Source organism: Streptomyces rishiriensis (genome assembly GCF_003112535.1).
GTDB classification, from domain to species: Bacteria; Actinomycetota; Actinomycetes; order Streptomycetales; family Streptomycetaceae; genus Streptomyces; species Streptomyces rishiriensis.
Map to the genome: position 1 here is coordinate 141,448 of NZ_BEWA01000030.1, position 21,493 is coordinate 162,940.

The following is a 21,493-nucleotide window of genomic DNA, read 5'->3' on the forward strand; positions in this document are numbered from 1 at the left end:
GCACGGCCATCGCCGTTCGGGCTGCCGTCCGCCCTGCTCCACGTCGTCCGAGGTCACATGGGTTCACACTCCCAGTTGAAGCCCTTCGGCCGCCTCCTCCACCATGGCGAGTCCGAGCCGACTGACCCGTACGGAGAAGGGCGCGCCGGCGACCCGCAGACCCGTCAGACCGACCTCGCCCAGGGGCGCGCTGGGCAGGGGACGCAGGGTGACGGTTCCGGCCGGGGCGTCGGGCCGGACGCCGACGAGCGTGGTCAGCAGCAGGACCCCGGCGGCCGCCGCGGTGGCGGCGGGACGGCAGGCGGCCGGATGAGGAAGGGGCGCGCTTCCGTCTCCGCGCTGCTCCCCCGCATACATCTCCGGGAGGCGATGGCCGAAGGCGTCGGCGGCCGCCAGTACGCCTCGCAACAGGGCCACGCTCTCCTTCTCGAAGCCCGTGGCCGCCAGTCCCGCGACGGCGATCGCCGTCTCGTACACCCGGACGGCGCCGCTGCGATGGCCGAAGGGGTTGTGGCCGGCCTCCTTCGCGCCGAGGCCGCGGAGCCCCCAGCCCGAATCCATGGCGGGGCTGCCGAGCAGCCGGGCCAGTTGTTCGGTCTGCACCTTGTCCAGCAGCCCCGGCGCGTGGACGCCGCCCCCGAGCAGCCCGGTGTCGAGGATGTGGACGGTGGTCGCGCAGAGGTGGGGCAGCGGCCGCCCGTCGGGGCCGAGGGCGGCCGCGGGTCGGCCGCCTGCCCGGTCGTCGATCCAGAAGTCCCGACGGAACACCGCGCGCGCCGTCCGGGCCCACTCCCGCAGCCCGCCGTGGCCCGGACCGCCACAGGCGTCGAGCAGATCGGCGCCGAGCAGCGCGGCACGGTGGGCATGGGCCTGGGTGTCGCAGCGGACGGGGCCGTTGGGCAGCGGGTCCCGCAGGTAGGGCCCGTCGCCGACCGAGGTGCGCAGCCAGGTCAGACAGCGTTCGGCCGCCGGCAGCAGTTCCTCCGTCTCGCTGTCGGGCAGACCCCATCGGCGGGCCTCCGCGAGAACCACCGGGAAGAGCAGTGTGGCCTCCGTCCCCGTACAGGCCGGCGGCAGGTGCACGCCCGCGTCGCGCCGCGGGCCGGGGATCATGCCGCACCGCGGTCCCGGCAGGGTGACCTGGGTGCGGGCGAGGGTGCGCAGCGTGCCCGCGGCGAGACGGGTGCCCAGGGGCAGCGTCATTCGGGCCGCGGCGAGCGCCTCGGCCGGGGCCAGACCGCAGCGCCAGGGGGCGCCGGCCGCGAGGTGGGTGTCCGCGGGGCGCTCGGGGTCGCGCACGAGCAGGGCCTGCAGATCCTGGACGCTCGTGGCCAGCAGGGCCCGGACGCGCGGGTCGTCGCCCGTGGCGTGCGCGGGCGCCAGGGGGCTTGTCGCCGCACGGCCGACGGCGCGGACGGGACCCGCGCCGTCCAGGCGGATTCGCAGCTCCACGCAGACGCTGCCGCCGGGTGGCACGTCGAATCCCCAGCGCAGCAGTCCCGCGGACGCGATCGCGTCGGCGGGCGGGGGGTCGGCGCTGACGCTCGATGTCCCGGCGGCACAGGACCAGCGCAGCCCCGAGTCGTAGACGCTGGCGGGCAGTTCGGGACCGGCGGCGCCGGCGGCGATCGCCCCGAGGTCGGCCAGGTCGGTCCCGAGGGCCACCTCGACCGGGAGGCGCAGCGGACGGGCGGCCGTACTGCGCAGGGTGATCCGCTCCGTGCCGTCCGCGGACCGGATCCGCTCGACGATCACGTCCGGGTCCGGGCCGCCGTGCGGAGTGACACGCAAGGTGCCGACGAAGCGCGCGGAGTCGGCCAAGGTCATCCGGGCCTGGACCACGAGAGGTTCGCGTCCTGCCACCCTCAGCCGGCAACGGGACAGGACCCTCCGGCCCGCCCGGTAGAAGCCCTCCAGGCCGTGTCCTGTGAGTTGCCCCTGTTCCGTCGAGATGACGAGGCCGGGCAGAGCGACACAGATCATCGCCGTGTGAGCAGGCGGCAGGCCCGCGATGCGCGGCGGGGCCGACGAGACGGGCGGTGGGGCGCTGCCTCTGGCCGCAGACGCTGACGGGCGACCGACTGTGCCAGGTGGCTGAAGGAACCGGGGCGGGCGGACGTCTTCGTCGGCGGCGGAGGGCGGAGTCGGCTGATGCATGCGATGACTTCTTCTGCTCTCTGTGCGCCTCGGGCGTGGTCGAGGCCTGATGGAAGGCTCCGGCAGGGCGGGTGAGCTGTGGCGGCGTGCCCCGTGCGGGCGTTCCGCCACTCAGGTGAACGGGGCGGGACTCCCCCAGGTCACGCCCCGGGCCCACAGGCCCCACCGAATGGCGGTCGCCCCCGTGAACGGCGGACCGGGGCCGGAGCACGGCTGGTCGCGAAAGCCACCCGGACCGGCCAGGGAACCGGCAGGGAGCCGACAGGGAAGCCGCCCGTCCAGCCCTCAGAACATGCCTGGGGTTTCGCCCGTGCGGGACCGCGCGTCTTCCACGCCCTGGCCATGATGCCGAGCGGAGGGTTTTCCTCCAGGGCGCGTCCGGGACCCTGCACGGCTCGGAGCAGTGGGGCGTGTCGCGTGCGTCCGTGTCGGGCGGGAGCGGAGATCCTCCGCCTCCGGTCCTTCAACACCCCCTTCCGTAGCCTGCGCAGGGCCCGCCCCAGCAGCGGTGGGACGGGGACGGCGGCGTCGGCGGGCAGTCGGGCGCGCGGAGGTCGTCAGTGGCGCCGGCGGGCCCACCCGTGAACCGGGCGCCTCGGAGTCCGCTGCGTCCCTCACGTCGCGGGGGCGGACCGTGCCGTCGGTTGCACCGACGTCGTCCCCGTCGTGCGGATCGCCGGCCCAGCCGTTCGCGACGGTCTCGCCTGTCTCGCCTGTCTCGCCTGTCTTACCGGTCGAATTGTTCTCACCGGTCGCGTCGTTCTCCGCGGTCCCGGCGGTCTCCGCGGTCCCGGCGGTCGCGGCGTTCTCGGCGGTCGCCCCTGCGGCGCCCGTCCCGCACGTCGCGCCGATGGCCGTCGTGTCCGGGGGCCACGCGGCTCCTACGGTCGGCGCGTCCCCGGCCGGACTCTCCGCCCCTGCGCGCCGTGCGCGTCCTTCGCGTTCGGCGCGCAGGCAACGTCGCACCGACTCGGGGTCGAGGCCTTCGTTGCACGCCTGATGCAGCAGTCGGGCGAAGAGATACGCCGGGTCCGCGCCCAACGCCATGGCGAACGCCTCCCTCGCTTCGAGTTCGTCGCCGCCGGACCACGCCACCCAGCCGGCCAGAGTCAGCGGCGCAGCCGCGTGTTCTCCGTAGGGTCCGACGCACCGCCGTGCCAGCGCTCGCCACAGGCGCAGCGCGGGAGCAGCCTCGTCGCCCTCCATCCACTCGGCCGCCCGGTCGCGCGTCACGCGATCCTGAAGGCCGAGGATCAGAGCCGCGGCCTCGTCGCATCCGAGCAGCTCGTCGTCCCGGTGATCGGCGAGAAGCACGCCCGGCACCGCGGGCGCTACGGCCAGGCGCCCCATGACCCGTCCGGCCAGTTGAAGCGTCTCGGCGGCCACCGCCCCGCGGGTCGCGTCGTCGAGGATCCTCGGGACGAGCGCCATGGCGACGGTGTCCAGGGCGACCTCCTGCTCCTGCGCCGCGCCGGTATCCAACGGCTGCAGCCGGGCCCGCAGTTCGCGCAGGGTGCCTCGGACCTGGATTCCCGCGTAGGTCGCGGCCGCGGCCAGCACGGAGGTGCCGGGCAGGCCCATCGGGACGCCCTCGACCGGGCAGCAGCCCTCGCCCGCGCAGCAGTACGACCAGAAATGGCCGTCCGCAATGCACAGCGCTTCGATCACCGGGATGTCGAGACGACCGCATGCGAGACGCAGCTGCTCAGCCAGCGGTTTCAGCCGTTCCATGACCTGGCGGCCCGTCTCTCCCCTCTCCGGCTCCTGACAGAGGTAGGCCACCATCTGGGCGGGGCGGTTGCCTCGGCGTTCGCTGCCCTTGACCAGGCCCTGAGCCAGCTGCTGCGCGACGGCGCCCCAGTCGTCGGGGTTCGCGGGGATGCCGAGCCGGGCGCGGCCTCCGAACCGCCCTCGTCCGCCGCGGTCGTGCAGGGCCACCAGAACGATGCTGTCCTCCGGCCGGTACCCGAGCAGATAGGGCAGCGCATCGGCCAGTTCGTCCGGGGAGCGCAGGGTGACCTGATGGGCGGTCTGAGCGGTGCCGTACTCGGCCTCGCCTTCGTACATCGGGTGACTCACATAGGAAGGACCTCCGTCGCCGCCGCCACGCCCGTCACCTCCATGGCCTCCATGAGCTCCATGGGCTCGGTAGCCCATGGGCTCGTCTTCGCCGGAGCCGACGTCTCCTGGTCCACCCCCTTCTTCGAGGCCTCCGTCCCCTCGGCGGTCTCCGTCAAGCCGCCCTTTCCGGTCCCGCTCGTCCCGCCCGTCCGGGCCGCCGGATGCGTCCGGTGCTCCCGAAGCGCTCGCCTCCCGCGAGGTGTCCTGAGCGGCCCGTGCGTGCTGCGCGTGCTGTGCGTCCCGATCGTCACGTGGGGTGATGTCGCCGTTTTCGGGTGATCCAGTGGATTCGCTGTGATTCGTCATGCGCAGACGATCTCGCGAATGCCGAAATCCTGCTCGACCTGTGGATAACTCCGATCACGGACATGCCAGGCAGACTGGCTCGTCGGGCCTGGAACCAGCCGAGGACCCCGCTCCCCCAACGGCCGTGACCGGATTGTCAGCGCCGTCCTGTTGTATGGAGGCATGGAGCACACGAGCAACACGGATCTCCGGGCCGACGCCGACGCCGTCCTCGCCCGCCTCGTCGGCGACGCCTCGGGTGTGGCCCGGCTGCGCGAGGATCAGTGGCGGGCGATCGAGGCGCTGGTCGCCGACCGGCGCCGGGCCCTGGTGGTCCAGCGGACGGGATGGGGGAAGTCCGCGGTCTACTTCGTGGCGACCTCCCTGCTCCGCGCCCGTGGCTCCGGACCCACAGTGATCGTCTCCCCGCTGCTCGCCCTGATGCGCAACCAGGTCGAGGCCGCGGCCCGGGCCGGTATCCGTGCCCGGACCATCAACTCCTCGAACACGGAGGAGTGGGAGACCGTGCAGAGCGAGATCGCCGCAGGCGAGGTCGACGTCCTGCTGGTCAGTCCGGAACGGCTGAACAACCCGGACTTCCGTGACCAGGTGCTGCCCGCGCTGGCTGCAGCGACCGGGCTGCTCGTGGTCGACGAGGCCCACTGCATCTCCGACTGGGGCCATGACTTCCGGCCGGACTACCGCCGGCTGCGGACCATGCTCACCGACCTTCCGCCGGGCGTGCCGGTCCTCGCCACGACCGCCACCGCGAATGCGCGTGTGACCGCCGACGTCGCCGAACAGCTCGGCACCGGGGGCGCCTCGGACGCCTTGGTGCTGCGTGGCCCGCTGGATCGCGAGAGCCTCAGCCTGAACGTGCTGCGGCTGCCGGACGCCGCGCACCGGATGGCCTGGCTCGCCGACCATCTCGACGAACTTCCCGGCTCCGGAATCGTCTACACGCTCACCGTGGCAGCCGCGGAGGAGGTCACCGCCTTCCTGCGGCAGCGCGGTCATGTCGTCGCCTCGTACACGGGCCGCACCGAGAACGCCGACCGGCAGCAGGCGGAGGAGGATCTGCTGGCCAACAAGGTGAAGGCGCTGGTCGCGACCTCCGCTCTCGGTATGGGCTTCGACAAGCCCGACCTGGGCTTCGTCGTGCATCTCGGCTCGCCGTCCTCTCCCATCGCGTACTACCAGCAGGTGGGCCGAGCCGGACGAGGTGTCGAGCACGCGGAGGTGCTGCTGCTGCCAGGACGGGAGGACGAAGCCATCTGGGAGTACTTCGCCTCGCTCGCCTTCCCGCCCGAAGACCTGGTGCGCCGCACTCTGGACGTCCTCGCGCACGCGGAACGGCCCGTGTCGTTGCCCGCCCTGGAACCCTTGGTGGAACTGCGCCGCTCCCGTCTGGAGACCATGCTCAAGGTCCTCGACGTGGACGGGGCGGTCAAGCGGGTCAAGGGCGGCTGGCTGTCGACCGGGCAGCCGTGGCGGTACGACACCGAGCGGTACGAGTGGGTCGCGCGCCAGCGCAGGACCGAACAGGAGGCGATGCGGCAGTACGCGTCCACGACGGACTGCCGGATGGAGTTCCTCCAACGCCAGCTCGACGACGACGGCGCCAAGCCGTGCGGACGATGCGACAACTGCGCGGGAGCGCGCTACACCGCCGACACCTCCTCGGCCGCCCTGGACGCCGCGCGGGTGGACCTGGGCCGCGCGGGCGTGGAGGTGGAGCCCCGCCGGATGTGGCCGACCGGCCTGGCGGCGATCGGCTTGGACCTCAAGGGGCGTATTCCGGCGACCGAGCAGGCCGCGACCGGGCGGGCCCTGGGGCGCCTTTCGGACATCGGCTGGGGGAACCGGCTGCGCCCGATGCTGACCCCCCAGGCGCCGGACGGGCAGGTTCCGGACGATGTGGCCCGGGCCGTGGTGGACGTGCTGGCGGACTGGGCGAAGGGGCCCGGCGGTTGGGCCTCCGGAGCGGCCGACGCCTCACCGCGCCCGGTCGGGGTGGTCACCGTCGCCTCCCGCACGCGGCCGCGGCTGGTCCACTCGCTGGGCGCGCGGATCGCGGACGTCGGCCGGCTGCCCCTGCTGGGTGCGGTGGAATACACCGCCGACGCCTCGCCGCTCTCCCGGAGCAACAGCGCCCAACGCCTCAAGGCGCTCGACGGCATGTTGCAGGTGCCGCCGGCCCTCGCTGCCGCTCTCGCCGAGAACCCGGGGCCGGTTCTGCTCGTGGACGACTACACCGAGACGGGCTGGACACTCGCGGTGGCGGCCCGGATGCTCCGGCGGGCCGGCGCGCAGGGGGTGTTGCCATTGGTGCTGGCCATGCAAGGCTGACGTCGAATCCCTGATCTCTGAGGCACGTACAAGGCTTGAACGTCGACTCACGCATCCTTCCGTGAATCACTGGGTAGGGATATAAGCCACTCACCGCCACATAACGGTCGGTGGCCCCAATTGCTCGTTGCCGCATCCAAGTTCGGCAGGAAGAATTGAAGTCCGCTCCCCGCACGGCTCGGTCCGTAGTCCGGTTGGGCTCTGCTGCGGCGTGCGCTCCCCCGAATCCGACCCGCCCGCAGTGTGGGCCGTAGCCGAAGGGAGGATCGTGACCTTCGGATTCGCTCCGTCCTCGGCGGCTTCGTTGTCGACGTCCACGTCCGCCGCCTCCGCCACCCGCTTGCTCGAGCCTGCCGAATGGGCCGCGGCCGGGATACCCCTGCTGCGCAACCCACGGGAAGTCGTCAGCGGACTGCACTCGCGGCACCGGCCGGGGCCGACGACGGCGATCGTGGCCGTCCTCGACCCGGACGAACGGGTGCGGGCCAGCGCTTCGTTCACCCGGCGCCAGGCGTCGAGTGACGGCTGGGTGTTCCGCAACGCCCTGCTCGCCCAGCTACGCCGGGTCATACCCCACGACCTGCGTCTGCGCACTCCCGTGCGTACCGCCGTGCTGCTCTACTGCCGCGACGGCGACGCACGCTGGACGGAGGAGGACGGGGCGTGGATGTGGGGCCTGCGGGACGCCTGTACGTTGCACGGCCTGCGCTGCGGGGCGTACATCACTCTCACCCGGGACGGTTGGCAGGTCCTCGGCGAGGGACGCGGGGGCCGACGGCCCAACGCGGATTCGACTCCGGAGCCCTTCGCCCTGTCCGAGGCTCCGCCGCCGCTCCCCCGCACCGGCGGCTCCGCCTCCGAGGTGATGCGTCGCGCGGCCGCCCGCTGAACGGCGACCGGTTGCCCGAAAGGTTTTCGCGGCTCCGTACTCCCGCCCGCCGAGACCAGCGCCGAGGAGCATGACCCGCCAGCTCACGGCCTGAGCCGCCACACGCGCGCGGCGGCAGGAGCACGGCGCAGGAGCGCGGCGGCAGTCCAGAACGAGACCCTGCCGACGGCGACGAAGAGCCATCGGGGACAGCGACGGGACTGGGACGCAGGCGGGGACGGCGACGGGACCAGGTGCCGAAGCGGGGATGGACCCAGACGCAAAGACAGACGCAGACGGGAACGACGACGGCGATCACGACGGCGACGGCACCAGGGCGCGGGCCGAGGCCGGGACCGGACCGGGCCGGGACGGCAAGGAATCAGGTTCCCACGGCCACCACCGGGAAGGCCCGCCTTTGGAAGCGCCCCCCTTTCCGGGCACACCGAAGAGGCGCCGCAGCAGCGACGCCTCTCTGGGCTCCGGACCTCGCGGCCTACCGGAACCGGGTCAGACGCCCGCGCCCAGTACCCCGTTGATCTGCTGCGGGTCGCCGCAGACGATCAGCAGGGCCGAGGCCCGCGCGAGGGCCAGCGGCAGAGCGGTGGCGGCGACGGTGTCGGATCCGCTGTTGACGGCGACGACGACGACCGGACGCACGCCCGCTCGGGTCACCGCGGCGGCATCGGCGTAGAAGACGTCATCCCCGGCGTCGTGCTGCGCCCAGTAGGACGCTTCGCCGAAGGACAGCTCGTGAGCGGCCCAGGGGTGCAGTTCGCCGGTGGTGACCACCAGCACGTCCCCCGGAGCGCGTCCGGATTCCAGGAGGAGGTCCACGGCCTCCTCGGCGGCGTCCAGCGCGCCCTCGGCCGAGGCCGGGATCAGCTGGACCTGAGCACTCGCCGGAGCAGGCGCGGCGGCGGGAGCGGCCGGGGCCGAAGGCCCGGGCTTGGCGGCCGTGTCACGCGGCGCGCGTTGCGCCGGCGGCGTGGGCCGGAGGGGTCCGGGACGACCGGGACGCGACGGAGCCGCGGGACGGGGTCCGGGTACAGGTCGAGGGGTCGGCGCGATGCGGCCGCTGGCCGGAGTGGCGCGGGGACCCTGGGCACTCTCGTGAATCTGAGGCTCCTCGGGAATGAGAGGCATGAGCTGTTGTCTATCAAACTTTGGTGCGGCACGCGCCAGCGGGTGGCACATCAGTGCGACCGGAACGGTCAGAAGTCGAAACCGAGTTGGCCTTCGACCTCCGGAACGCTTTCGTTCGCCCAGCTGCGGGCCTTCTTGAGGTGCCGCCACTGGGGCAGCGCATCAAGATACGCCCACGACAACCGGTGGTACGGGGTGGGCCCCCGCTCCTCCAGTGCGGCCTTGTGCACGGGCGACGGATACCCGGCGTTGGCCGCAAAGCCGAAGTCTGCATGTTCGGCACCCAGTTCGGCCATCATTTTGTCGCGCCGGACCTTGGCGATCACCGAGGCCGCCGCGACCGCCACGCACGACTGGTCGCCCTTGATCACCGTGCGGACCCGCCAGGGCGAACCGAGGTAGTCGTGCTTCCCGTCGAGGATCACCGCGTCCGGGCGGACCGGGAGAGCCTCCAGAGCGCGGCCGGCGGCGAGCCGCAGTGCGGCTGTCATCCCGAGATCGTCGATCTCCTCGGGCGACGCGTGCCCCAGGGCGTAGGACGTCACCCACTTCAGCAGCTCCTCGGAAAGCTCATTGCGACGCTTGACGGTGAGCAGCTTGGAATCGGTGAGGCCTATGGGAGGTCGACGGAGTCCGGTGACGGCCGCGCAGACGGTGACGGGTCCGGCCCACGCACCGCGGCCCACCTCGTCGACGCCGGCAATGACCTTGGCTCCGGTCGTGGCGCGAAGGGAGCGCTCGACGGTGTGAGTGGGTGGTTCGTACGGCATGGCGCCCTTAGATTACGCCGCCTCCCTCCCGTCGCGACACCCCGGTCGGTCCCGATCTCCCTCGGACCGGCCGCATCGACGTCGGCACCGCGCTCAGGGCGCGCCCGGCCGCAGCAGGGGCAGCATGAGCCGGTCCACCGTCTCCTCGAGTTCGCGATCACTCCATTCGCAGGCGCATATCTTCGAGCGGTACATCATCACGGCCGGTACGGCGTCGAAGACATAACTGTTCGCCGCGTCGGCTCGCACCTCACCCCTCCCGATTTCCCTGCTGATGACGTCATGGAGGAGCCTGACCGTCGGCTCGACCACGCCCTCGAAGATCAGGACCTGGAAGCGCTCCGCCTGGAGTGGATCGCATTCGTGAATCACTGAGCGCAGCGCCAGGCCTAGCCGGGAGAACATCACGTCGCGCACGTCGCGGCACAGCGCCGGCAGGACGGACAGCTCCTCTGCCGGCGGCGCGCTCGGGCCGATGCCGATCTTCGGATTCGGGATGGGACTGAACTTCGTGACGGCGACGGTCACCGCAGTGGCGGGCGTCGCCCCGCACGAGGCCGGCGCCGCCTCCAGCCTGCTCAACGCCATGCAGCAGGTGGGACGTTCGCTCGGTCTGTCCATCCTGACGACCGTCTTCGGCTCGGCCGCCAAGGACGAGGCGACGAAGCAACTGCCCAAGTTCCTCGCCGCGGGCTCGGCGGAACAGAAGGCCGAGTTCCGCCCGGACGCGTCAACTGCCCGCGCCCTGGGGGCACGAGATGCTCGCCCACGGCATCTCCTCGGCTTTCGCCCCCGCCTCCGGGATGACCGTCCTCGCTCTGGCGACCGCCTGGTTCGTGATCCGGGTCCGCAAGAGCGACCTGGAGGCGCTGTCCGGCACGGCGAACCCCGTGGCGGCCTGACCGAACGGCTCGACGGGCCGCGCCCGGGGTGTCGCCACCGCGCACAGCGGAGGCGCGTCCCCCGCTCCCTGGTCGGCCCGCCCGGCCTCCCCGGGCCCAGAGCATGATCATGAACAGCACAAACCGCACACTCCGCCCCCTCCCTCTCGCCCGCTTTCCCGACCGCCGTGCCGGCACATCTCGCACAGCGGTCGTCCGGACAACGCGGAGCCATCACGCAGAGTTCCCGTCGAGCACGCAGAGTTCGCAACGGGCGGTCGCTACCGTTCCGTCGCCCGGCTGTCGCCTCACACGGGCGAGGTGGACACCCAGCCCGGCAGGTCCTCCACCCGCTGCGTCCACGCGACGGGCGGCGCCCCGGCCTTGCCGGCGGCGAGCACCCCGCCCACGATGGCGCACGTGGTGTCCACGTCCCCGCCCACCTGCGCGGTCGTCCAGAACGCCGTCTCGTAGTCGGCCAGGGCGCGAGCGGCCGACCACAGCGCGAAGGGCACGGTGTCATGGGCCGACGTGCGCCTGCCGCAGCCCAGCACGGCCGCGACGGTGCCCGCGTCGGCGTAGTCGAGCATGTCCCGGGCACGGCCGAGGCCCGCCCGCACGGCGCTCTTCGGGACCAGTGCGATGACACCGTCGAGCAGGGCCTCGGCTCCGGGCGGCCCGTCCGGAGCTCCTGCCAGCGCGGCGGCCGCGGCCACGGCCATGGCCCCGACGACGGCCTCCCGGTGCTGATGCGTGGGGTAGGCGGAGATCTCCGCCTGGTGGGTCGCCTGCTCGGGGTCGTCCGCGTACCAGGCGCCCAGGGGCGCGATCCGCATGGCGGCGCCGTTGCCCCAGGATCCCTGCCCGTTGAACAGGGCGGACGACAGCTCGCGCCAGTCGGAGCCCTCCCGGACGAGCCTGAGCAGCCGGTTGACGGCGGGGCCGTAGCCGCGGTCGAAGTCGTGGTGCTCGGCGAAGGAGCGGGCCAGCGCATCCTGGTCGATGCGGTGGTGAGCGGTCAGGACCGCCACCACGGAACAGGCCATCTCGGTGTCATCGGTCCACTGCCAGGGGCCGGGCGGCAGCTCGCGGCGCTGCAGCAGCGGATAGTTCACCGGCACGAAGAACTGAGAGCCCAGTGCGTCGCCCACGGCGAGGCCGCGCAGGCTGGCCAGGGCACGCTCCAGGCGCCCGGCGGGAGAGGAGTCAGCGGTCATCTTTCCCCCACTCTGTCCCCCGTGATCCCATAGGGCGCCGGTTCCCGCCAGCGGTCGAAGGGCCGGTCGAGGGCGTACCTGTCGTCGTCCTGGAGAACGAGCATCCGCATCTCCGCGTTCCCCGGGTTCGCGAGAGACTCGAATTCGGCGACGGTCCAGTGGAACCAGCGCATGCAGAACAGGCGCATCGCCAGGCCGTGGGTCACCAGCAGCACGTTCGGCGGGTGGTCGGGGGCCTCGAAACTGCGGAACAGGCTCTCCAGGAACCCGCCGACCCGGTCGTAGACGTCGGCCCCGCTCTCGCCCTGCGCGAAGCGGTAGAAGAAGTGCCCGTAGGCGTCGCGATAGGACTTCTGCAGCTGGACGTCGTCGCGGTCCTGCCAGTTTCCCCAGTCCTGCTCGCGCAGCCGGGGCTCCTCGCGCACCCGTATCAGCTCGGGATCGAGGTGGAATGCCTGCAGGGTCTCGTGCGTGCGCCGGTAGGGGGAGACGTACACGCTGACCCGTTCGCGGCCGAAGACCTCCCGGAGGTGCTTTCCGGTCTCCTCGGCCTGACTGCGGCCCCGCTCGGTCAGGGCCAGTGCGTGGTCGGGTTCACGCTCGTAGACGGTGTCATCAACATTGCCCGTTGACTCCCCGTGCCGGACAAGGACGATGCGCCGTGGTCGTGCCATGCCAAAACCCTAGATCGGTCGAGGGCCGATCGAGCACTGGTAAGGCCTCCATACGGCGTAGGTCACACAAATACTGTCCTGGAAGGCCCCGGACGGCGCACGTCGGACGAGCGCGCCCTCATACCGTCCAGGCAGCCTCGAGCTCGACGATGTCGCCGGTCAGGGAGGAGACGTCGGCCTCCGTCTGCGCGCGCAGCGCGAGCCGTTCCACGCGTTCCGTCCGGTACTTTCCGTGCTCGGCCTGCGAGCGCCACATCGACAGGACGAGGAACTCGGGGCCGGGCCCCTCGGCGAACAGCCCGCGGATCATGCCGGGAGAGCCGGCCATCGCGGGGTTCCACACCTTCTCCTGCATGAGCGTGAAGTGCTCGGCGCGCTCCTCGTGGACCCGGCAGAGGGCGACCCGCACCAGGTCGGAGTCGGTGAAGCGGGGCTCGAAGCCCGTCTTGACGTCGAAGCGGTAGTCGAACAGCCGAACCTGGGGGTCCTTGAAGGTGCCCGACTGGGCCGTCGCCAGCCGGTCGTGGGAGCGGGCCATGAAGGAGTCGTAGAAGGCGCGGCTCTCCCAGAACGTGAAGACATGCGCGACGGAGGGCCGTGCCCTGCTCCAGCCCCCGCCCTGCCCCCGGAACCCCGGCTCCCCCAGAAGCCCCGCCCACTTTCGCTGTCCCCGTTCGAAACCGCGGCGGTCCACCACGGTGCAGCGAATCCACTTGACCAGCACCGCGCCATGGTAAGGCCAGCGGGCGTGGCGTTGGTCACTCTCGTACACAGTGCTCCGCTGCGACGGTGCACGCGCGCGTGGCAGGATGGACAACCGGCCGTGAGAGACGGGCCGTTCGGGCGCGACAGCAGACGGGGAATCGGGGAGGGGAAGTCCGGTGAGCGGCCTCAACAAGGGAATCCGCAAGATCGAGATGGCGCTGAAGTGGGATCCCAGTCCGGCGGGGCAGCCGCCCACCGATCTGGACGTCGTGGCGGCGACCTATCTGGCGAGCGATCCGCACGGCGAACCCGCCTACGTGGTGCACTTCGACAGCCGCTCGCCCGACGGCACGATCTATCTCAACCGGGACAGCAAGGACGGCAAGGGCTTCGGCTGGGACGAGGTCATGACGCTGGAGCTCGACCGTCTGGACGCGCGGTACGCGCGCGTGGTCCTCGGCGTCGTCATCCAGCAGAACCCCGAGCACCGCACCTTCGTCGGGGTGCTCAACCCGGGCTACCGCATACGGGAGGGCTACACCGTCCTGGACGAGGGGGACTTCGGCGACGTCCTCGGTGCGACCGCGGCGACGGTCGGGGAGTTCGTGCGCGAGACGTCCGACAGCTGGTCGTTCCACTCGGGTGTGCACGGCTTCGAGGACGACCCGGTCACGTTCACCAGAGTCATGGGCCAGGTCCACCGGTCCTGAACGGGCGGGACGTCCACGCGTAGGACGCGAACGAGCGGGAACGCCGAGGGCGGTGGAGCCGAAGACCGGCTCCACCGCCCTCGCCGGATCACACGGACCCGGCCTGCAATACCTAGCTGCAGCCGCTGGTGGAGCCGCAGCCCTCGCAGATGTAGCAGGAGCCGGCTCGCTGCATCTTCGTCCCGCAGGAGAAGCACAGCGGGGCGTCGGCCTGGATGCCCAGCTGCATCTCCACCAGCTCGGCGCTGGTGTGGGCCTGCTGCGGCACCGGTCGGGGCGCCTCGGCTTCGGCCTTCGGGGCGGCAACGGCCTTCAGGTCCGTCTGGCGGGGCGCGGACTGGGCGAGGCCCTCCACGTCCACGTCCTCCTCCTCGAGGTTCGGCTCGTAGGAGCCGGTCTCCAGGTGGCGCTGACGCTCCTCGGCGGAATGGATGCCGAGCGCCGAGCGCGTCTCGAAGGGCAGGAAGTCCAGCGCCAGGCGGCGGAAGATGTAGTCGACGATCGACTGCGCCATCCGCACGTCCGGGTCGTCCGTCATGCCGGCCGGCTCGAAGCGCATGTTGGTGAACTTCGAGACGTACGTCTCCAGCGGCACGCCGTACTGGAGGCCGACGGAGACCGCGATGGAGAAGGCGTCCATCATGCCGGCGAGGGTCGAACCCTGCTTGGACATCTTGAGGAAGACCTCGCCGAGACCGTCGTCCGGGTAGGAGTTGGCGGTCATGTAGCCCTCAGCGCCGCCGACGGTGAAGGAGGTCGTGATGCCGGGACGGCCCTTGGGCAGACGCTTGCGGACCGGGCGGTACTCGATGACCTTCTCGACCGCGGTGCGGATCGTGTCCTCGGCCTTCTCGGTGACCTCGGCCTTCTCCTTGTCCTTGGTCTTCGCGGAGAGGGGCTGGCCGACCTTGCAGTTGTCGCGGTAGATCGCGAGCGCCTTGACGCCGAGCTTCCAGGCCTCGAAGTAGATCTCCTCGACCTCCTCGACGGTGGCCGTCTCCGGCATGTTGACCGTCTTGGAGATGGCGCCGGAGATCCAGGGCTGGATCGCGGCCATCATGCGGACGTGGCCCATCGGGGAGATGGCCCGCTCGCCCATGGCGCAGTCGAACACCTCGTAGTGCTCGTGCGCGAGACCGGGGGCGTCGATCACGTTGCCGTTCTCGGCGATGTGGGCGACGATCGCCTCGATCTGCTCCTCCTGGTAACCCAGGCGGCGCAGGGCCTGCGGGACGGTGCCGTTGACGATCTGCATCGAGCCGCCGCCGACGAGCTTCTTGAACTTGACCAGGGCGAGGTCGGGCTCGACGCCGGTGGTGTCGCAGGACATCGCCAGACCGATGGTGCCGGTCGGGGCGAGCACGGACGCCTGGGCGTTACGGAAACCGTTCTTCTCACCGAGGCGCAGGACGTCCTGCCAGGCCTCCGTGGCGGCGGCCCAGACCGGGGTGTCCAGGTCGTCCATGCGGACGGCCGTCCCGTTGGCGTCCGAGTGCTGCTTCATGACGCGGTTGTGCGCGTCGGCGTTGCGGGCGTAGCCGTCGTACGGGCCGACGACGGAGGCCAGCTCGGCGGAGCGGCGGTAGGCCGTGCCCGTCATCAGGGAGGTGATGGCGCCGGCCAGGGAGCGGCCGCCGTCGGAGTCGTACGCGTGGCCGGTGGCCATCAGCAGGGCGCCGAGGTTGGCGTAGCCGATGCCGAGCTGGCGGAACGCGCGCGTGTTCTCGCCGATCTTCTGGGTCGGGAAGTCCGCGAAGCAGATGGAGATGTCCATCGCGGTGATGACGAGCTCGACGACCTTCTGGAAGCGGTCCGCCTGGAAGGACTGGGTGCCCTTGCCGTCGTCCGTGAGGAACTTCATCAGGTTCAACGAGGCGAGGTTGCAGGACGTGTTGTCCAGGTGCATGTACTCGCTGCACGGGTTCGACGCGGTGATCCGGCCGGACTCGGGGCAGGTGTGCCAGTTGTTGATCACACCGTCGTACTGGATGCCCGGGTCGGCGCAGGCCCAGGCGGCTTCGGCGAGCTTGCGGAACAGCGCCTTGGCGTCGACCTTCTCGATGATCTCGCCGGTCATGCGGGCGCGCAGGCCGAACTCGGCGCCGTTCTCGACGGCCGTCATGAACTCGTCGTTCACGCGGACGCTGTTGTTGGCGTTCTGGTACTGGACGGACGTGATGTCGTCCCCGCCCAGGTCCATGTCGAAGCCCGCGTCGCGCAGGGCGCGGATCTTCTCCTCCTCCTTCACCTTGGTGGAGATGAAGTCCTCGATGTCCGGGTGGTCCACGTCGAGGACGACCATCTTGGCCGCGCGACGCGTGGCGCCACCGGACTTGATGGTGCCGGCGGAGGCGTCGGCGCCGCGCATGAAGGACACCGGGCCGGAGGCGTTGCCGCCGGAGGAGAGGAGCTCCTTGGAGGAGCGGATCCGGGAGAGGTTCAGGCCGGCGCCGGAGCCGCCCTTGAAGATCATGCCCTCTTCCTTGTACCAGTCGAGGATCGACTCCATGGAGTCGTCGACGGCCAGGATGAAGCAGGCGGAGACCTGCTGGGGCTGCGGGGTCCCGACGTTGAACCAGACGGGGCTGTTGAAGCTGAAGATCTGGTGCAGGAGGGCGTAGGCCAGCTCGTGCTCGAAGATCTCGGCGTCGGCGGGCGAGGCGAAGTAGCTGTTGTCCTCGCCGGCCTTCCGGTACGTCTTCACGATGCGGTCGATCAGCTGCCTGAGGCCGGTCTCGCGCTGAGGGGTGCCCACGGCACCGCGGAAGTACTTGCTGGTGACGATGTTGACCGCGTTCACCGACCAGAAGTCGGGGAACTCGACGCCACGCTGCTCGAAATTGATCGAGCCGTCGCGCCAGTTGGTCATGACGACGTCACGACGCTCCCAGGCAACCTCGTCGTAAGGGTGCACTCCGGGGGTCGTGTGGATGCGCTCGATGCGCAGGCCCTTGGTGTTCTTGGCTCCCTTGGCTCGGGAACCTCGTGCCGGACCGCTCGCCGTCTCTGTCATGCCGCCTCCCTCTACGGGCGAAAACGCCCTGAAATGCCACGTTGTTCCCGTGACACGTTGTTCTGTCTGGTGCTGTGGGCACCCACGCGCTACCGCCCACAACAGGTCTTCGTCCGCCGCCGCCCTGCCGCCTCGACGAGGCATCGGGTGCGGCCGTCGGTCAGTCGGCGGCCCGGGCGGGCTCGGGGACCTGAACGGTCCCCGTGCGCCCTCCGTCGTCCTTCCGGCTCCCCACGACATCCCCTGCTTCGTCCGCGCGGTCGTCGTCGTCCGCAGCGGGGGGTCCCGTCTGGTCCCTGAGTTCCGCGATCGCCGCCTCGAAGTCCTCGAGCGAGTCGAACGCCCGGTAGACGGAGGCGAACCGCAGATAAGCGACGAGGTCGAGCTCCTGCAGCGGACCGAGTATGGCCAGCCCCACGTCATGGGTGGTCAACTCGGCGCTTCCGGTGGCCCGCACCGCCTCCTCGACGCGCTGGCCGAGCTGGGCGAGAGCGTCCTCGGTGACGGGCCGCCCCTGGCACGCCTTGCGCACGCCGTTGATGACCTTGGTGCGGCTGAACGGCTCGGTGACCCCGGACCGCTTGACCACCATCAGCGAGCACGTCTCCACGGTCGTGAAACGACGGGAGCAGTCAGGGCATTGACGCCGCCTGCGGATCGACGTGCCGTCGTCCGTCGTACGACTGTCGACGACACGGCTGTCGGGGTGCCTGCAGAAGGGGCAGTGCATGAACTCCAACCCTCCTCACAGCAGACTCAATGGCCTCGCCAGGCCTCACGGGCCCCTCGAAGCAGCCCCAAGCATAGGGGATCCGTCGACATCCGAAGACACCGGGGACCACAACTTCTGGGCCGCTGCGCCAATCCAACCACTACATGTGGGGCTTGGCGCATCCTTCCAGGCCGTATCGCGTGTCGCGCCCATCGCGCTCACCGCACGCGATCCGGCCGTCACGCCGAGCACACGAAATCCACCCCGGCACGCGCGTGTACGGGCGTATCGCGGCGGCGCTCACGGCGATACCGTGAGCGCCACGAGGAGGAGAAGTGGGACTCTCGCACAGTGGCGGGACCGGTCCTCGGTCGGCCGGAGACCGGATGGCAGACTGGGGCCACGCCTCACAAGGTCACCGTCTCCGGCGGTGAAGGCTACAACAATGAGACCTTTTGCCCGTCGGAGACCGCGTTAGCCATACACCCAGACACATGATCAAGTCCGTTTATCCACGCTTTTTCACTCGAACGTGTGTTTGGCGCAACCTTTCGAAAGCAACTACCGTTGTCCAGCAGGGAGACAACCGAGAGGGGCCGACGTGACCACCACCGCAGACAGTGCCACCATCACTGCCCAGGACCGCTCCCAGGGCCGACTCGAGCCGGTGCATGCGATGAACGAAGCCATGAATCCCGAGGCGCACAAGCGCTCGTTGCCCGGTCGACCTCCAGGCATCCGCGCCGACAGCTCGGGGCTCACCGACCGGCAGCGCCGAGTGATCGAGGTCATCAGGGACTCCGTACAGCGGCGAGGTTACCCGCCGTCCATGCGGGAGATCGGTCAGGCGGTCGGCCTGTCCAGCACGTCCTCGGTCGCCCACCAGCTGATGGCACTGGAGCGGAAGGGCTTCCTGCGCCGCGACCCGCACCGCCCGCGCGCGTACGAGGTGCGCGGCTCCGACCAGGCCGCCTCCGTGCAGCCCACGGACACCGCCGGGAAGCCGGCCGCGTCCTACGTCCCGCTGGTCGGCCGGATCGCCGCCGGCGGTCCGATCCTGGCCGAGGAGTCGGTGGAGGACGTCTTCCCGCTCCCGCGCCAGCTCGTGGGCGACGGCGAGCTGTTCGTCCTGAAGGTCGTCGGCGACTCGATGATCGAGGCCGCGATCTGTGACGGCGACTGGGTCACCGTCCGCCGCCAGCCGGTCGCCGAGAACGGCGACATCGTGGCCGCGATGCTCGACGGGGAGGCCACCGTCAAGCGCTTCAAGCGCGAGGACGGCCATGTGTGGCTGCTGCCGCACAACTCCGCCTACGAGCCGATCCCGGGCGACGACGCGACCATCCTCGGCAAGGTGGTGGCCGTACTCCGCCGCATCTGAACGCGGCGACGGGCGGGACTCTCCCGCCCTACCCCCTGACTGGGCCCCGGGATCCCTGCGCCGGTTCCGGGGCCCTGCGCTGCGCCGGCGGGCCCGCCCCTCCCCCGGCGCGGGCCCTACGCCTCCGCCTCCGCCTGGGCCTCCGCCTCCGCCTGGGCATCCGCCTCCGGTCCGGTCGCCGCCTCCGGTCCGGTCGCCGCCTCCGTCTGCGTCCGGGCCTCGGACTCCGACTGCCTGGCCTTCGCGTCGATCGCGGCGAGGGACCTGCGGACCTGGTTGCGGTCCGTGGTGTACCAGAAGTCGGGCAGGGAGGCCTTCAGATAGCTCCCATAACGCGCCGTCGCCAGCCGCTGGTCCAGGACCGCGACCACACCGCGGTCCCCCGACGCCCGAACGAGACGGCCCGCGCCCTGGGCCATGAGCAGCGCCGCGTGGGTCGCGGCGACGGCCATGAAGCCGTTGCCTCCGGCGTCCTCCACCGCCTTCTGGCGAGCGCTCATCAGCGGGTCGTCCGGTCGCGGGAACGGGATCTTGTCCATGACGACCAGCTGGCAGCTGGCGCCGGGCACGTCGACGCCCTGCCAGAGCGACAGCGTGCCGAACAGGCAGGTCTTCGGGTCGGCCGAGAAGTTCTTGATCAGCTCTCCGAGGGTCTCCTCGCCCTGGAGGAGGATCGGGAACTCCGGGAGACGGGTGCGCAGTTCCTCGGCGGCGAGCTGCGCGGCGCGCATGGACGAGAAGAGACCGAGCGTGCGACCGCCGGCCGCCTGGATCAGCTCGGTCAGTTCGTCGAGCATGTCGGCCCGGTCGCCGTCCCGTGCGGGGCGCGCGAGGTGTTTGGCGACGTACAGGATGCCCTGCTTGCGGTAGTCGAAGGGCGAACCGACGTCGAGGCCCTTCCACTGCGGCACGTCGTCGCCCTCCGTGCCCTCCGGGGCGAGGCCCATCGACGCGCCCACCCCGTTGAAGTCCCCGCCCAGTTTCAGCGTCGCCGAGGCCAGGGTCACGGACCGGTCGGTGAAGAGCTTCTCGCGCAGCAGACCCGACACGGACATGGGGGCGACGCGCAGGGAGGCGCCGAAGCGGTCGTGGCGCTCGTACCAGACGACGTCCCACTCGGAGCCGTTGCAGATCCGCTCCGCCACGTCGTGCACGGACTCCACGGATGCCAGCGCCTGCTTGCGGACCGCGTCCTCGTCCTGGACGGACTTGTCACGGGTGGCTCCGATGGCGGAGATCACCGTCCGCGCGGCGTCGCGCAGCGCCATGAGGGCGTAGCCGAGGTCCTCCGGGATCTCCTCCAGGCGGCCCGGCAGGGCCAGCTCCATGAGCCGCTCGAAGCCCTCGGCGGCGCTCTGCAGCTGGTCGGCCGCCTTCTCGTCGACCAGTTTGGCCGCTCGGCGCACGGCCCGGTTGACCTGGCCCGGGGTGAGCTCGCCGGTGGCGACGCCGGTGACCCGGGAGACCAGCTCGTGCGCCTCGTCGACGATCAGCACCTCGTGCTGCGGCAGGACCGGGGCGCCCTCGATGGCGTCGATGGCGAGGAGCGCGTGGTTGGTGACGACGACCTCGGCCAGCTTGGCGCGCTCGCGGGCCATCTCGGCGAAGCACTCGGCGCCATAGGCGCATTTCGTGGCGCCGAGGCACTCCCGGGAGGACACCGACACCTGGGCCCAGGCACGGTCGGACACACCCGGCGTGAGGTCGTCGCGGTCCCCCGACTCGGTCTCGTCGGACCAGTCGCGCAGCCGGAGCAGGTCCTGGCCGAGCTTGCTGGTGGGGGCGGCCGCCTCGAACTGGTCGAAGAGGCCCTCCTCCTCGTCCTGCGGGACGCCTTCGTGGAGGCGGTGCAGGCACAGGTAGTTCGACCGGCCCTTGAGCATCGCGAACTCCGGGCGCCGGCGCAGCAGCGGATGCAGCGCCTCGACCGTGCGCGGCAGGTCCCGCTCGACGAGCTGGCGCTGCAGGGCCAGCGTGGCCGTGGCCACCACGACGCGCTCCCCGTGGGCGAGCGCGGGCACGAGGTAGCCGAGTGACTTTCCGGTGCCGGTGCCGGCCTGGACCAGCAGGTGTGAGCCGTCGTCGATCGCCTGGGCGACGGCTTCGGCCATGGTCACCTGGCCGGGGCGCTCCGTGCCGCCGACGGCGGCGACGGCGGCATGCAGGAGTTCGGGGAGTGAGGGCTTCGTCATAGCGCGACCACCCTACGGCGCGGCACTGACAAACGGGTCGCCGAGGCGGGCGGGAGGGAAGGGATCAAGACCGTGGGTCTCCTGGTGGTGGAGGAGGGAACGCGCCGGACGTGGCGGAATGTGACTGTTCGACGGCGAGAGGTGGCCGAATCCGGCCCGACACCGCCCGGGTGGCTTCACAGCAGAGCACGCGTATGACGTTCTCGGATCATCAGGACCGCCCGCTCGGCGGGCGGATCGAGCTCCGCGGAGAACCGGAAACCGGCGCTCGACGACATGGGTGCACGCGGGTGTCCCGTCAAGGATGAGATC

General features: G+C 71.1%; 16 protein-coding genes and 1 pseudogene. 5 read left to right on the plus strand and 12 right to left on the minus strand.

Features of this window, described 5'->3' with window-relative positions; genetic code table 11:
* Positions 1–63 precede the first annotated feature (63 nt).
* From Sri02f_RS37980 to Sri02f_RS41520, 3 genes are all read right to left on the minus strand, one after another.
* Positions 64–1,983, minus strand: coding sequence for a glycogen debranching N-terminal domain-containing protein (locus Sri02f_RS37980; protein ID WP_245970968.1), 1,920 nt, complete (start codon positions 1,981–1,983; stop codon positions 64–66).
* A gap of 459 nt (positions 1,984–2,442) precedes the next feature.
* Positions 2,443–4,224: a DUF4192 domain-containing protein gene (locus Sri02f_RS43375; protein ID WP_245970976.1), complete on the minus strand. Its 1,782-nt coding sequence runs from the start codon at positions 4,222–4,224 to the stop codon at positions 2,443–2,445.
* Between the two features lie 8 nt (positions 4,225–4,232).
* A complete protein-coding gene (locus tag Sri02f_RS41520; protein WP_159106855.1) occupies positions 4,233–4,394 on the minus strand; it encodes a hypothetical protein in 162 nt (53 codons plus the stop codon).
* A 352-nt stretch (positions 4,395–4,746) separates the two neighbouring features.
* Between Sri02f_RS41520 and Sri02f_RS37995 the strand changes: the two genes are divergently transcribed.
* Both Sri02f_RS37995 and Sri02f_RS38000 read left to right on the plus strand, forming a co-directional pair.
* Positions 4,747–6,912 (plus strand): RecQ family ATP-dependent DNA helicase, encoded by a 2,166-nt coding sequence (locus tag Sri02f_RS37995; protein WP_109005862.1) that lies wholly within the window; start codon positions 4,747–4,749, stop codon positions 6,910–6,912.
* A 268-nt stretch (positions 6,913–7,180) separates the two neighbouring features.
* Positions 7,181–7,801 (plus strand): hypothetical protein, encoded by a 621-nt coding sequence (locus Sri02f_RS38000; RefSeq protein ID WP_109005863.1) that lies wholly within the window; start codon positions 7,181–7,183, stop codon positions 7,799–7,801.
* Positions 7,802–8,290: 489 nt separating this feature from the next.
* Here Sri02f_RS38000 and Sri02f_RS38005 read toward each other — a convergent pair whose 3' ends face one another.
* The 3 genes from Sri02f_RS38005 to Sri02f_RS38015 form a co-directional block, all read right to left on the minus strand.
* Complete coding sequence (locus tag Sri02f_RS38005; protein ID WP_109005864.1) at positions 8,291–8,926, minus strand: hypothetical protein; 636 nt, start codon at positions 8,924–8,926, stop codon at positions 8,291–8,293.
* Between the two features lie 68 nt (positions 8,927–8,994).
* Positions 8,995–9,696, minus strand: coding sequence for a ribonuclease HII (rnhB, locus tag Sri02f_RS38010; protein WP_109005865.1), 702 nt, complete (start codon positions 9,694–9,696; stop codon positions 8,995–8,997).
* A gap of 93 nt (positions 9,697–9,789) precedes the next feature.
* Entirely contained in the window at positions 9,790–10,224 is a 435-nt protein-coding gene (locus tag Sri02f_RS38015; protein WP_307721071.1) for a TetR-like C-terminal domain-containing protein, read from the minus strand.
* On the opposite strand from Sri02f_RS38015, the pseudogene Sri02f_RS43945 reads away from it, so the two are divergent.
* Positions 10,136–10,598 (plus strand): annotated as a pseudogene (locus Sri02f_RS43945) (MFS transporter); the annotation flags it as partial. The gene Sri02f_RS38015 and the pseudogene Sri02f_RS43945 overlap by 89 nt on opposite strands.
* 287 nt (positions 10,599–10,885) lie before the next feature.
* On the opposite strand, the gene Sri02f_RS38020 reads toward Sri02f_RS43945, so the two are convergent.
* The 3 genes from Sri02f_RS38020 to Sri02f_RS38030 form a co-directional block, all read right to left on the minus strand.
* Complete coding sequence (locus Sri02f_RS38020) at positions 10,886–11,794, minus strand: ADP-ribosylglycohydrolase family protein (RefSeq protein ID WP_109005866.1); 909 nt, start codon at positions 11,792–11,794, stop codon at positions 10,886–10,888.
* On the minus strand, positions 11,791–12,468 hold the full coding sequence (locus tag Sri02f_RS38025) for a histidine phosphatase family protein (protein WP_109005867.1): 678 nt from the start codon (positions 12,466–12,468) through the stop codon (positions 11,791–11,793). Before Sri02f_RS38025 ends, Sri02f_RS38020 begins: the two co-directional genes overlap by 4 nt.
* Before the next feature lie 118 nt (positions 12,469–12,586).
* Entirely contained in the window at positions 12,587–13,192 is a 606-nt protein-coding gene (locus Sri02f_RS38030; protein ID WP_109005892.1) for a YdbC family protein, read from the minus strand.
* Between the two features lie 157 nt (positions 13,193–13,349).
* On the opposite strand from Sri02f_RS38030, the gene Sri02f_RS38035 reads away from it, so the two are divergent.
* Positions 13,350–13,883 (plus strand): TerD family protein, encoded by a 534-nt coding sequence (locus Sri02f_RS38035; RefSeq protein ID WP_109005868.1) that lies wholly within the window; start codon positions 13,350–13,352, stop codon positions 13,881–13,883.
* A gap of 112 nt (positions 13,884–13,995) precedes the next feature.
* Here the strand turns inward: Sri02f_RS38035 and Sri02f_RS38040 are convergent, their stop codons facing one another.
* Entirely contained in the window at positions 13,996–16,896 is a 2,901-nt protein-coding gene (locus Sri02f_RS38040) for a vitamin B12-dependent ribonucleotide reductase (RefSeq protein ID WP_109005869.1), read from the minus strand.
* Between the two features lie 160 nt (positions 16,897–17,056).
* Positions 17,057–17,626 carry a transcriptional regulator NrdR gene (gene nrdR / locus Sri02f_RS38045; protein WP_109005870.1) on the minus strand — a complete coding sequence of 190 codons (570 nt, stop codon included), beginning with the start codon at positions 17,624–17,626 and terminating at the stop codon, positions 17,057–17,059.
* 583 nt (positions 17,627–18,209) lie between these two features.
* Between nrdR and lexA the strand changes: the two genes are divergently transcribed.
* Positions 18,210–18,989: a transcriptional repressor LexA gene (lexA, locus tag Sri02f_RS38050; protein WP_109005871.1), complete on the plus strand. Its 780-nt coding sequence runs from the start codon at positions 18,210–18,212 to the stop codon at positions 18,987–18,989.
* 116 nt (positions 18,990–19,105) lie between these two features.
* On the opposite strand, the gene Sri02f_RS38055 is transcribed toward lexA, so the two are convergent.
* Positions 19,106–21,181 carry an ATP-dependent DNA helicase gene (locus tag Sri02f_RS38055; protein ID WP_167467698.1) on the minus strand — a complete coding sequence of 692 codons (2,076 nt, stop codon included), beginning with the start codon at positions 21,179–21,181 and terminating at the stop codon, positions 19,106–19,108.
* Positions 21,182–21,493: the final 312 nt, after the last annotated feature.

What these genes read in the sequence shown, in the direction of transcription:
- Sri02f_RS37980 (WP_245970968.1), bottom strand. Translation starts at nt 1,983, where the DNA reads ATGATCTGTGTCGCTCTGCCCGGCCTCGTCATCTCGACGGAACAGGGG.
- Sri02f_RS43375 (WP_245970976.1), bottom strand. Translation starts at nt 4,224, where the DNA reads ATGTACGAAGGCGAGGCCGAGTACGGCACCGCTCAGACCGCCCATCAG.
- Sri02f_RS37995 (WP_109005862.1), top strand. Translation starts at nt 4,747, where the DNA reads ATGGAGCACACGAGCAACACGGATCTCCGGGCCGACGCCGACGCCGTC.
- Sri02f_RS38005 (WP_109005864.1), bottom strand. Translation starts at nt 8,926, where the DNA reads ATGCCTCTCATTCCCGAGGAGCCTCAGATTCACGAGAGTGCCCAGGGT.
- rnhB (WP_109005865.1), bottom strand. Translation starts at nt 9,696, where the DNA reads ATGCCGTACGAACCACCCACTCACACCGTCGAGCGCTCCCTTCGCGCC.
- Sri02f_RS38020 (WP_109005866.1), bottom strand. Translation starts at nt 11,794, where the DNA reads ATGACCGCTGACTCCTCTCCCGCCGGGCGCCTGGAGCGTGCCCTGGCC.
- Sri02f_RS38025 (WP_109005867.1), bottom strand. Translation starts at nt 12,468, where the DNA reads ATGGCACGACCACGGCGCATCGTCCTTGTCCGGCACGGGGAGTCAACG.
- Sri02f_RS38040 (WP_109005869.1), bottom strand. Translation starts at nt 16,896, where the DNA reads ATGACAGAGACGGCGAGCGGTCCGGCACGAGGTTCCCGAGCCAAGGGA.
- nrdR (WP_109005870.1), bottom strand. Translation starts at nt 17,626, where the DNA reads ATGCACTGCCCCTTCTGCAGGCACCCCGACAGCCGTGTCGTCGACAGT.
- Sri02f_RS38055 (WP_167467698.1), bottom strand. Translation starts at nt 21,181, where the DNA reads ATGACGAAGCCCTCACTCCCCGAACTCCTGCATGCCGCCGTCGCCGCC.